We start from the raw sequence: 10,286 nt of genomic DNA, 5'->3' as shown, positions 1-10,286 counted from the left end.
CACAGTTTGTCTTCTCTCTTCTTAATGAACTTCACCCTCAAGGTGTGCTGCGTATTCTACTCATTTCAGGCTCAGTGTCAAACACTTTCTGCATTTTTTTATAAAATATTTTACGTTTAATTTTTAATTTTCAATAAGACAACGTATATTAATGTAGTACATAATGTTGAAAATGCAAGCTTGATACTTAAATAATTTTTTATAGGGCTGGCTATTCCCCTTTTTTTTTGCTAATCTTCGCGATTCAACTATGGTGGCTCTATTGGTCCCTTCGCGGCGATAGATTGTGAACCCCGTCAGGCCCGGAAGGGAGCAGCGGTAACGATTGATTCGAGCGCCGAAGTGCGGCTCTTAGAGCTGCCACCCAACATATGAAACATTAATATGAGCTATCTGGCACTTGCCCGTAAATGGAGACCACGTACATTTTCTCAGCTGGTTGGACAAGATCATATTAAAAGCGCCTTAATTAATGCGCTCAATCAGCAACGTTTACACCATGCCTATTTATTTACAGGAACACGTGGTGTAGGAAAAACAAGTATCGCGCGAATTTTTGCTAAATCACTAAATTGTGAACAAGGTATTAACTCTAAGCCCTGTTTACAATGTGAAACATGCTACGCAATTGAACAAGGTCGCTTTATTGACCTGATTGAAATTGATGGAGCCTCAAAAACTCGTGTTGAAGATACGCGTGATTTACTGGATAACGTACAATACCTTCCTACTAGCGGTCGCTTTAAAATTTATTTAATCGACGAAGTACACATGCTATCGCAACATAGTTTTAATGCACTGCTAAAAACCCTAGAGGAACCGCCAGAACATGTTAAATTTATTTTAGCGACCACAGATCCACAAAAATTACCAATTACAGTCTTGTCTCGTTGCCTGCAATTTCATTTGAAGCATTTAACTTCTGAACTAATTAGTCAACAGCTGCAGCTAATTCTTAAAGAGGAGCAATTAGATTTTGAAGCCCAGGCGGTAGAGATATTAGCTCAAGCAGCCCGGGGCAGTATGCGTGATGCATTAAGTCTTTTAGATCAAGCCATTGCTGGCTGCGACACTCAATTATGCGCAAACGATGTTAAGATGCTCTTAGGCTATACCCAACAGGATTATGCCCTGCAATTACTTCAAGCACTGGCAGATCAAAATGCTTCCATGCTCTTAAAAATTAGCCACCAAATTTCTCTTGAAGGAGGGCATTTTCAATATGTTTTGGATGAACTTCTTAATTATCTCCATCAAATAGCCATCTACCAAAACGTTGGTGACAATAATCCTTTAATTAATCCCTCCTCAGAAATAATAAATCTTACTCATCATATTTCAGCTGAAGATATTCAATTATTTTATCAAATTGGACTAAAAGGGCGAGAAGAAATGCATCTTGCTCCAGAATTAGGCATTGGTTTTAACATGACACTTTTGCGTATGCAAACATTTAGGCCTGTTTCTAAAGTAGCCCGCCCTCCTTTAGCTTCCTGCCAGAATAGTTTACCTCAGCAACAAACGCCTGCTGCAAATACGCAAGCAGCGATAAATCCTCCTAAGATAGATGCTGAAGAGAAAGCACCCAAGGCTATTAGTTCGACTATGAAAAATAGTGATGAGAACCTGCAAGTGACTCATCAAGAAACTAGAAGTTGGTCGAGTATTATTCCAGATCTTAAACTGACTGGTTTAGCACTTAACGCTGTTGAAAACGCTGAACTCATTGCAAAAGAAGGTCGCGAAATCACTTTACGTGTAGCTAAAGGGCATCAATCTCTTTTTACACCAACAGTACTTACTCGGATTGAAAATGCATTAAGCCAATATTATAAAGATCAAGTAAAAATAAATCTAAACAGTGATGAGTCAGTTCAGGCATCCCCTGCTCAACAAAAAGAACAAATAATGCAACAAAAACAGAAAAATGCTGAGAATGCATTACTTAATGACCCTATTTTCCAGCAACTTCAGCAAGAATTTTCAGCTGAATTGGTCAAAAATTCTATTGTCTCATTAAAAGATGACTTATAATATATGCGATTTAACCCTAAACATATGAGGTCCTAACAAATGGATATGAATCAAAATCTTGGTAACCTAATGAAAGAAGCGCAAAAAATGCAACAACGTATGCAAGAAGCGCAACAGCAATTAAGCCAATTAGTAGTTACCGGTGAAGCTGGCGGTGGCATGGTAGTAATTAAAATGAATGGCCGACATGATGCAACTGAAGTGAAAATTAAACCATCCATGATGGAAGAGGATGTAGAAATGCTCGAAGATTTAGTAGCTGCAGCTATTAACGATGCCGTACGAAAAATTGAAAAAGCATCTAAAGAAAAAATCAGCCAATTAACTGCGGGCCTTAATATTCCTACTGACTTAATGGGTGGCGATAAGGGCGATAAGGAATAATCCTAAGCATGGATATTTTAACCCGCTTGGTCGAAGCACTCCGCTGTCTTCCAGGCGTAGGCCCAAAATCTGCGCAGCGTATGGTTTTTCACTTGCTCCAACATCAACGACAGCGAGGATTGCTCCTTGCTTCTTGCTTGGAGCAAGCAATGAATCAAATACAGCACTGCGAACGGTGTGCTAATTACACAGAGAAAAATCTTTGTGCAATCTGCCAAAACACAGATAGAGATGCCTCTTTACTTTGTGTAGTAGAAAGTCCAGCTGATGTATCTGCTATAGAGCAAAGTAATGCCTTTCAAGGTAAATATTTCGTCCTTATGGGGAAAATCTCTCCACTTGATGGATTAGGACCAGATGACATAGGATTACCACGACTTAAAAGGCTTATCATTCAAGAAAATATTAAAGAAGTAATATTAGCGTTGAGTCCTAGTGTAGAAGGACAAACCACCATTCATTTTATTCATCAGCTCTTGCGTGATCAGCCAGTAAATATGACTCAATTGGCACATGGTATACCATCAGGCGGAGAATTAGAGTTTTTGGATGGTAACACTATAGGAAACGCTCTTCGTAACAGAGCAATAATTCATGTTTAAAACAGTATGCCGTAACAAGTATATGAGACTCTTTTGGAAACTCACAACAGAGAGAAAGATGCCAGAGAGTTCTAAGTGCGCGTACACGCAATCGCATGTGGGTTCAAGTGCCCAGTCGACAAATCAATATTTCTCTTTAGTAACGTTTATAAAGAAATCTCTCATCCTCTTATTGATGCTCCTCTTTACAGGGCTAGCAAATGCATCGTTTTATAAAAGTTTATGGCCTAGATGGGAAGTGAATAATCCATTATCGTATAAAGTGATTAATCATCAACTTTGGCAAACTTTTCTAAACCGTCGTGTCATTACTAATGACGAAAATATCAATCTCGTTGATTATAACCATATGACGCAAATAGATTTAAATCTATTAAAAAATTATTTAAAAAGCATGTCAGAAATCAATATTGATAATTACAACCGTAATGAACAACTCGCTTATTGGATTAATGTTTATAATGCTTTGACAGTGCAAATTGTTGCTAACTACTACCCTATTACTACAATTCAAGAAATTAATATTTCTCCAGGTTTATTCAGTGTAGGTCCTTGGGGAGCAAGTTTAATCACTATTAAAAATACTCCTTTGACCTTGGATGATATCAATAATCGTATTATTAGAGCAATTTGGAACGATCCTCGTACCCATTATGCTTTAAATAACGCCACCATCGGTGCTCCAAACTTAAGTAGAAAAGCCTATCAGGGCAATAAGTTAGAGGAGCAATTGAATCAAGCAGCGACAACCTATATCAATTCTCTTAGAGGAGTACATGTTGTCGAAGGAAAGCTCATCACCTCTAAGATCTATGAATGGTATGAAGAAGATTTTGGCGGCACGAAACAAGATGTGGTTTTTCATTTATTAATATTTGCTAATGAGCCTTTACAAAGTCAACTGAAACATATTAATAGCATTGATGGTTATATTTATAATTGGCATATTAATAGTCCTACAGCTGATCTTTAATGAAAAAAATGTGTAGGTTTGTCCTATTTTAATTTAAAGATCTATATATTGACATATAAATAGCCGTAAGCCCCTAAACAGTATCATAATGCATTGGCTTTCGGAATTTATAAAAATGAGCAAATAATCACGCAAGATGACAAAATTGATACGCGTGTTGCATTAATTGATCTATCCGCGACAATCCTCGATTTTCTGCATCTACAAAATAAACAAAAGATGTATCGAGTTTCTCTACTCCCGTGGTGCGCAATAACGACTTAATTTCGTCCAAATCAGACTTTTTTGTACATGATTGAGCCAAAGGAGCTTGCAACGACGTATAGAACTTAGCGGATAGCGCTATAGAAAAAATATTTGTAACGAGCATATTTAAAGATACTCAGTAGAACTTCTTTATTTTTTTTAGGATAATAGGATTTGTTAATTTGATGTAAGGGAGTAAAAATGAATCGTGGCGGCTTTTCCTGGAAAAGGCTTGTTGGTATCTCTGCTCTGAAAGCTAAAATCTCAAGAAAGATTGGCATCCCGCTAACTCAATCAGGCAGACAAAGGAAATTAGGTGCATTTATTATTCAGTTATTACGTACTATTTTATTGGAAAAAAAGAAAAAACAATAGGGTTGTTGGCTTCCAAACGATGTGAATCTATTTGAACATTAGGTTCACATAACGTTGGGTGTCAGAAATAAAGCCAACATAGATAATGGAAATCAATTATCAACAGACTCTAATTTGATAGCAAAATGGAGCTTTAAATTTACAGGTATCGAAAATAATTGCAAGTAGGCAATAAACTTGCCAAAATTATGCATCACTATCATGCCTAAACCTAGAGAATTTAATGCCACAATCAAGCTATCTGCTATTTATTGATGAAGATCCGGTCAGTGACGCTCTAAAAAATTATTTTGCACAATTTAATATAAAGATAGTTCAAAAAAAACAACTTGATCCGATGCAAAATATATCAGGAATACCTGCAGCGATTCTAATTCATTGGTCGATTTTAAAAAATGATCCTCAGATAATTCATCAGTTTTATACAAACTATCCAGTGCCTTTATTAGTGATAAATGATACTGCAGATGAAGATGCATGTATTAAGGTACTCGAAGCAGGTGCTGATGATTTCATAATAAAACCTCTTTATCCAAGAGAACTTCATGCACGAATAAGTGCTATTAATCGGCGCGTTTTAAGAGCGCAGCATCACATTGAACATGAAAAAGAAGTGCTTATTTTTTCCAACTGGAGACTTTATCCTGCATCCAGACAAGTTTTTCGTGATGACCACCAGGAATTGTCATTAAGTGCAGGTGAATACGATTTATTACTAACTTTTGTTCAACAACCCCAACGAGTTTTAGATCGAGAGCTTTTATTGCAAATTACTAAAAACAGCGATCTGAATCCTTTCGATCGAAGAATTGATGTACAAATAAGCAGACTTCGTCAAAAAATAGAGGTTGATGCAAAAAAACCAGCATTAATTAAAACTATTCGCAATGGTGGTTATATGTTTACCGCGCAAGTCATAGCTTTAAAAGAGTGATATAAGACCTTAATCTTTTTATAGCGGTTGGCAAAAAGCATTGCATGCTTATATACTCTGTTTTTTCTCTGAATGACTACTATTTTTTTGTTGCAAAAAGTGCTGCAATTTGTGGCTTTTTACCTATTTTAAACATTTTCACACTTTTAATCGTATTATCCCCTACTTTTAATATTTCAATACGATAATTTTCTATGGTTAAACATGATTCCGCTGGTGGAATGTAGCCAAGATATTCAACAATTAGGCCACTTAGAGTTTTGGGGCCGATATGCGGTAATTGCCATCCCATTAATCGATTTAAATGACGTAAAGTTAAACCCGCATCCACAATAACTGAACCATCATTTTGAGGAGTGATATCTCGACTTAATGCCGCTACATCTGTAGTAAACTCACCTACAATTTCTTCAAGAATATCTTCCATAGTGACTAATCCTTGAATGTCTCCATACTCATCAACTACAAAAGAACTGCGCTTTTTTATTTTTCTAAAATTTAAGAGCTGGACATTTAATGGAGTAGCCTCCGGAATATAATAGGGTTCATCAGCTGCATGTAATAAACTATTAAGATCTAATTTATCTTCTATAGCCAGGTTTAAGGCATCACGCATATGAATCATTCCTACTAAATCATCTACTGAATCACGATATAAAGGAAGTCTGGTATGCTTTGCAGTTTCCAATTGCTCCAATATTTCTGACCAAGGTTTTTCGATATCGATCCCAACAATCTCTGATTTGGGAATCATAATATCTTCCACTGTGGCTGTTTCTAAATCTAAGAGACTAATTAACATGCTTTTATGCTCAACAGGCAATAATCCCCCCGCTTCATGAACCACTGAACGTAACTCTTCGCCTGTTAATGCTTCTTTTTGCATTTTATCCACAGAAACATGAAATAAGTGTAAGACACCATTAGACATTGAACTACTTACATAGACTAACGGTGCAAAAATCCATTGCAAAATTCTTAATGGCAGAGACGTTACAAATGCAACCTGCTGTGGATGAATTGCGGCAAATGTCTTAGGAATCATTTCAGAAAACACTAATATGACTAATGTTAAAAGAGCCGTTGCCACAGCGATTCCAACATCACCGTAAAGTCGTTGTCCAATCAAAGTTGCGATTGTTGATGCAAAAATATTAGCCAATGTATTACCGATTAATACAACGCTAAGTAATCGATCAGGACGCGCAAGGATCTGATTCACTCTAATGGCTTGTTTATTTCCTTTCTTAACTAGATGTTTTAATTTATATCGATTAATAGACATCATCCCGATTTCAGTACCGGCAAAAAAAGCAGCCAATATGATTAAAAATAATAATAGGATGGATAGAGTAGAAAGTTGAAGTTCCACTGAGTTTCCTTAAGCTTTTAGAACAGGAAATAAAGTATCACATGGTTTGAAAGAAAGCGAGATGAGGTGTAAGCCCGAAAATCAAGTTAGTTATATAATCCTAGAAAAAACAGTTGAGTACTACTGCACACTCAACTGCATTGCCTAGAGGTAAGACACAACGTTATCGGCTCCGTTCCTATTTTAGGTATGTGCGCCTTAATAATTTTGAACAATTAGGCTGCAGGTGCACTTAGGGGAAATTCAGTGATTTAATTATTTAGATATCATATTAAAAATACTGATGGGTAAAAACATACAAGTCAGTAGCATTTTTTCAATCGCCTTAAAGCCCATTTTTTTCCATCCTGTTGCTAAGGCATAATGCTGACTGAATTTCTTAAACCAAGCCCACTCAGAAACTCTAAAATTATCTTTAAAACCACAAAAGAAGTGCCCAGTTAAATATCCATAAAGATGAAAAAATTTATTGGGATAAAAAACATACGTAGCAGAAGTTGAGGGCTCAAGATAAGTTGTATAGTGCCAACAATTTCTCGGCATAAATAACATATCCCCTTTCTCAAGAAGTACTTTATATCCTTCAGCTTTATTTATTCTGGGAAATATTTTACTTAGAAAATCCATTGAATGGCCAAAATCAACAAAGCTATTACTTATAAAAGGAAGTTTATAAATATAATCGCTTTAGTCTTGGGTGAATAATAAGAGCTCTTTTTTCCCACTTAAACATAAATGAAGGTTACAACAATGTTCTCGATCATAATGCATCTCTGTATGTGCACCATTTCCACCAAAATAATATCCTACTTTATAATCTTTATTAAAAAATCTTGGTCTTAAAGGAAATTTTTGCCAAAGAGGCACGTGATATTCTATTTTTTCCGATTTATTTCTAGGGAAAATTTGAGAAAAAATTCGATATGGCTTATTCTTTTTTATTGCAGTGAGAGCCGCTTTCAATTCGCTGCTTTGATGATTCACACATATATTATTTTCAAAAATACTGTATATTGTTTCTCCATTAAAACGTTCAATAAAATAATCCAAAGAAAATTTATCTGGGAAGTTTTTTATTTTTATTAAAATAGGTTCTTTTGAGTTATATAAAATCTTTTTTATTAATTCTTCATAGCCATACTCGTACTCTAAAACCCTAATTTGTTTGAGCTGCATTTTTAACTCCATAAAGCTGTTATAAACAACATTTAATCATGCAGATCATTATTTGTGCAATTGATTATATTTATATACCATATGAAAATTTTGAATAATGATGGAGCTTATATCCCCCTGAGCACTTTACTGAGATCACCGGTTGAGAATGAATGGGATAAAATTATTTGATTTGCAAAACGGAGATAATATCTAAGATATGCGTCATTTTTTATTGTATTCACATCAATAATGTCTAAGCAAAAGCACAGCATTTACCTGATTTCTTATAACATTACATGTTAAATATTCAGGTAACGCTGTGTTGCTTAAATCAATGATGTTTCTGTTATTGAAAGCAAAGCAGTTTATCTTACAATGTTATTTTTTCTCATTAAAACGTGCGATGCTGGATAAAATTTCCTTGAACGCCTCGTCAGGACCAACCCAACCATTAAGCTTCACCCACTTACCTTCTTCTAAGTCTTTGTAATGACTAAAAAAATGTTCAACTGAGCGTAATAAATGCTGAGGTAAGTCTTCATAAGATTGAATAGGCTCGTAAATTTTAGTCAACTTGTTTGTTGGCACAGCCAGAATCTTAGCATCGATACCTGATTCATCGGTCATTTTCAACATTCCCACCGCTCGGCATGGAATAACAGACCCACCCACTAAAGGCACTGGAGTTACAACTAACACATCAACAGGATCTCCATCTTCAGATAAAGTCTGGGGAATGTAGCCATAATTAGCGGGATAAAACATGGGCGTTGTTAAAAAACGATCAACGAATAATACTCCAGATTCTTTATTCATTTCATATTTTACAGGTTCACTGTGCATAGGGATTTCAATAACCACATTAATTTCTTTTGGTAAATCCCGACCACTACTGATTTTCATTAAACTCATTGATTCCTCTCCCTTTAATAATCGAATAAACATGAACAAGCCCTCACTAATAGATTTACTCTAAAATTGTAAGGGGTACATAAGGCGGCTATTATGCGAAAAATCATCCCAAAAGGCAAAGATCAGCTGTTGTAATATAAGTTAGCAATGTATAATAACCTATTTTACTTAATAATGAGATTGCTTATGAATTGCTTGTTTTGCAAAATCGCACAAAGTACGATCCCTGCATCAGTAGTTTTTGAAGATGATGAAATAATGGCGTTTCATGATCTGAATCCGCAAGCTCCTAAACACGTGCTGGTAATACCAAAGCAGCATATTTCTACGTTGAATGATACCAGCGATGAACACCAAGCCCTGTTGGGAAAAATGATGTTAGGGGCAAAAAAAATTGCTCACGCTGAAGGAATTAGTGATTCAGGCTATCGATTAGTTCTAAACATCAATCCCGACGGAGGTCAAACAGTATATCATATTCATTTACATTTACTGGGCGGACGTCACATGACTTGGCCACCAGGTTAGGAATTACTATGGAACAATTATATACAGAACTATTAAAACTAATTGGTGAAGATGTAACCCGTGAGGGGTTGGTGGACACACCAACACGCGCAGCAAATGCGATGCATTACTTGACCAAAGGCTATCAAGAAAATCTTGAAGACATTATCAATGGAGCTCTATTTGAATCAGATATGAGCGAAATGGTTATAGTTAAAGATATAGAAATGTACTCTATGTGTGAACACCATCTACTCCCATTCCTTGGTAAATGTCATGTTGGGTACCTTCCTCATGGAAAAGTAATTGGCTTGTCTAAAATTGCACGTATTGTTGATTATTTTGCAAGGCGCTTACAAATTCAAGAACGCTTAACCACAGAAATAGCAAATTGTATTGAATCAATTACTGGAGCACGTGGCGTAGCCGTAGTTATTGAAGCAAAACACCTTTGTATGATGATGCGAGGTGTAGAAAAGCAAAATTCAGTAATGACAACTTCAGTAATGCTTGGAGACATGCGTAATAACCCAACAAGTAGGGCTGAGTTTTTGACTTTAATTCATGGAAAATAAACATTGAAATGTCGGGATTTGTTTCACACTCAAGATAACTCAAAGCCAAATGTATGAATGAGATGTCACTTGTATATCCAAGATATCAATAATTATTTGACGTTGCTATTCAACTTTTTTAAATATCCAAAAAGCATCGTCCTCTGAAAGAGCAGGAAATCATTAGAGGGATGCTGCAAGATAAAATTTCTAACAAGATTAGGGCACATACTAG

13 protein-coding genes and 1 other RNA gene are annotated in these 10,286 nt (G+C 35.8%); 9 read left to right on the top strand and 5 right to left on the bottom strand.

Annotated elements, in window-relative coordinates; genetic code table 11:
- Positions 1 to 260 precede the first annotated feature (260 nt).
- The 5 genes from ffs (at position 261) to Lsan_RS04170 (ending at position 3,993) form a co-directional block, all read left to right on the top strand.
- Positions 261 to 357: signal recognition particle sRNA small type (ffs, locus tag Lsan_RS21210), an RNA gene on the top strand.
- 27 nt (positions 358 to 384) lie between these two features.
- Positions 385 to 2,034 (top strand): DNA polymerase III subunit gamma/tau, encoded by a 1,650-nt coding sequence (gene dnaX / locus Lsan_RS04185; protein ID WP_058513265.1) that lies wholly within the window; start codon positions 385 to 387, stop codon positions 2,032 to 2,034.
- 39 nt (positions 2,035 to 2,073) lie between these two features.
- Positions 2,074 to 2,418 carry a YbaB/EbfC family nucleoid-associated protein gene (locus Lsan_RS04180; RefSeq protein ID WP_003633327.1) on the top strand — a complete coding sequence of 115 codons (345 nt, stop codon included), beginning with the start codon at positions 2,074 to 2,076 and terminating at the stop codon, positions 2,416 to 2,418.
- An 8-nt stretch (positions 2,419 to 2,426) separates the two neighbouring features.
- On the top strand, positions 2,427 to 3,020 hold the full coding sequence (gene recR / locus Lsan_RS04175) for a recombination mediator RecR (protein WP_058513264.1): 594 nt from the start codon (positions 2,427 to 2,429) through the stop codon (positions 3,018 to 3,020).
- 175 nt (positions 3,021 to 3,195) lie between these two features.
- On the top strand, positions 3,196 to 3,993 hold the full coding sequence (locus Lsan_RS04170) for a DUF547 domain-containing protein (RefSeq protein ID WP_058513263.1): 798 nt from the start codon (positions 3,196 to 3,198) through the stop codon (positions 3,991 to 3,993).
- A gap of 127 nt (positions 3,994 to 4,120) precedes the next feature.
- On the opposite strand, the gene Lsan_RS04165 is transcribed toward Lsan_RS04170, so the two are convergent.
- Positions 4,121 to 4,363, bottom strand: a complete 243-nt coding sequence (locus Lsan_RS04165) for a hypothetical protein (protein ID WP_058513262.1) — start codon at positions 4,361 to 4,363, stop codon at positions 4,121 to 4,123.
- Positions 4,364 to 4,440: 77 nt separating this feature from the next.
- Between Lsan_RS04165 and Lsan_RS22445 the strand changes: the two genes are divergently transcribed.
- Both Lsan_RS22445 and Lsan_RS04160 read left to right on the top strand, forming a co-directional pair.
- Positions 4,441 to 4,614: a hypothetical protein gene (locus Lsan_RS22445; protein WP_165482579.1), complete on the top strand. Its 174-nt coding sequence runs from the start codon at positions 4,441 to 4,443 to the stop codon at positions 4,612 to 4,614.
- Positions 4,615 to 4,837: 223 nt separating this feature from the next.
- Entirely contained in the window at positions 4,838 to 5,548 is a 711-nt protein-coding gene (locus Lsan_RS04160; protein WP_058513261.1) for a winged helix-turn-helix domain-containing protein, read from the top strand.
- Positions 5,549 to 5,627: 79 nt separating this feature from the next.
- Here Lsan_RS04160 and Lsan_RS04155 read toward each other — a convergent pair whose 3' ends face one another.
- From Lsan_RS04155 to ppa, 4 genes are all read right to left on the bottom strand, one after another.
- Positions 5,628 to 6,920 (bottom strand): HlyC/CorC family transporter, encoded by a 1,293-nt coding sequence (locus Lsan_RS04155; RefSeq protein ID WP_058513260.1) that lies wholly within the window; start codon positions 6,918 to 6,920, stop codon positions 5,628 to 5,630.
- Positions 6,921 to 7,175: 255 nt separating this feature from the next.
- Positions 7,176 to 7,580, bottom strand: coding sequence for a cupin-like domain-containing protein (locus tag Lsan_RS22835; protein WP_337589270.1), 405 nt, complete (start codon positions 7,578 to 7,580; stop codon positions 7,176 to 7,178).
- Between the two features lie 27 nt (positions 7,581 to 7,607).
- Positions 7,608 to 8,096, bottom strand: a complete 489-nt coding sequence (locus Lsan_RS22830; protein ID WP_237762029.1) for a hypothetical protein — start codon at positions 8,094 to 8,096, stop codon at positions 7,608 to 7,610.
- 360 nt (positions 8,097 to 8,456) lie between these two features.
- Positions 8,457 to 8,990 (bottom strand): inorganic diphosphatase, encoded by a 534-nt coding sequence (ppa, locus tag Lsan_RS04145; protein WP_058513269.1) that lies wholly within the window; start codon positions 8,988 to 8,990, stop codon positions 8,457 to 8,459.
- A gap of 186 nt (positions 8,991 to 9,176) precedes the next feature.
- On the opposite strand from ppa, the gene Lsan_RS04140 reads away from it, so the two are divergent.
- A complete protein-coding gene (locus Lsan_RS04140) occupies positions 9,177 to 9,518 on the top strand; it encodes a histidine triad nucleotide-binding protein (RefSeq protein ID WP_058513259.1) in 342 nt (113 codons plus the stop codon).
- Between the two features lie 8 nt (positions 9,519 to 9,526).
- Complete coding sequence (gene folE, locus Lsan_RS04135) at positions 9,527 to 10,072, top strand: GTP cyclohydrolase I FolE (protein ID WP_058513258.1); 546 nt, start codon at positions 9,527 to 9,529, stop codon at positions 10,070 to 10,072.
- The last annotated feature ends 214 nt before the right edge of the window (positions 10,073 to 10,286 follow it).

Origin of the sequence: Legionella santicrucis, assembly GCF_001468135.1 — a bacterium.
GTDB lineage: Bacteria > Pseudomonadota > Gammaproteobacteria > Legionellales > Legionellaceae > Legionella > Legionella santicrucis.
The sequence above is the reverse complement of the archived record's forward strand: the minus strand, read 5'-3'. Positions and strand labels throughout refer to the sequence as shown.

Excerpts from the sequence above, each read along its gene's own strand:
- dnaX (WP_058513265.1), top strand. The coding sequence starts at position 385 with ATGAGCTATCTGGCACTTGCCCGTAAATGGAGACCACGTACATTTTCT.
- Lsan_RS04180 (WP_003633327.1), top strand. The coding sequence starts at position 2,074 with ATGGATATGAATCAAAATCTTGGTAACCTAATGAAAGAAGCGCAAAAA.
- recR (WP_058513264.1), top strand. The coding sequence starts at position 2,427 with ATGGATATTTTAACCCGCTTGGTCGAAGCACTCCGCTGTCTTCCAGGC.
- Lsan_RS04170 (WP_058513263.1), top strand. The coding sequence starts at position 3,196 with ATGCTCCTCTTTACAGGGCTAGCAAATGCATCGTTTTATAAAAGTTTA.
- Lsan_RS04165 (WP_058513262.1), bottom strand. The coding sequence starts at position 4,363 with ATGCTCGTTACAAATATTTTTTCTATAGCGCTATCCGCTAAGTTCTAT.
- Lsan_RS22445 (WP_165482579.1), top strand. The coding sequence starts at position 4,441 with ATGAATCGTGGCGGCTTTTCCTGGAAAAGGCTTGTTGGTATCTCTGCT.
- Lsan_RS04160 (WP_058513261.1), top strand. The coding sequence starts at position 4,838 with ATGCCACAATCAAGCTATCTGCTATTTATTGATGAAGATCCGGTCAGT.
- Lsan_RS22830 (WP_237762029.1), bottom strand. The coding sequence starts at position 8,096 with ATGCAGCTCAAACAAATTAGGGTTTTAGAGTACGAGTATGGCTATGAA.
- ppa (WP_058513269.1), bottom strand. The coding sequence starts at position 8,990 with ATGAGTTTAATGAAAATCAGTAGTGGTCGGGATTTACCAAAAGAAATT.
- Lsan_RS04140 (WP_058513259.1), top strand. The coding sequence starts at position 9,177 with ATGAATTGCTTGTTTTGCAAAATCGCACAAAGTACGATCCCTGCATCA.
- folE (WP_058513258.1), top strand. The coding sequence starts at position 9,527 with ATGGAACAATTATATACAGAACTATTAAAACTAATTGGTGAAGATGTA.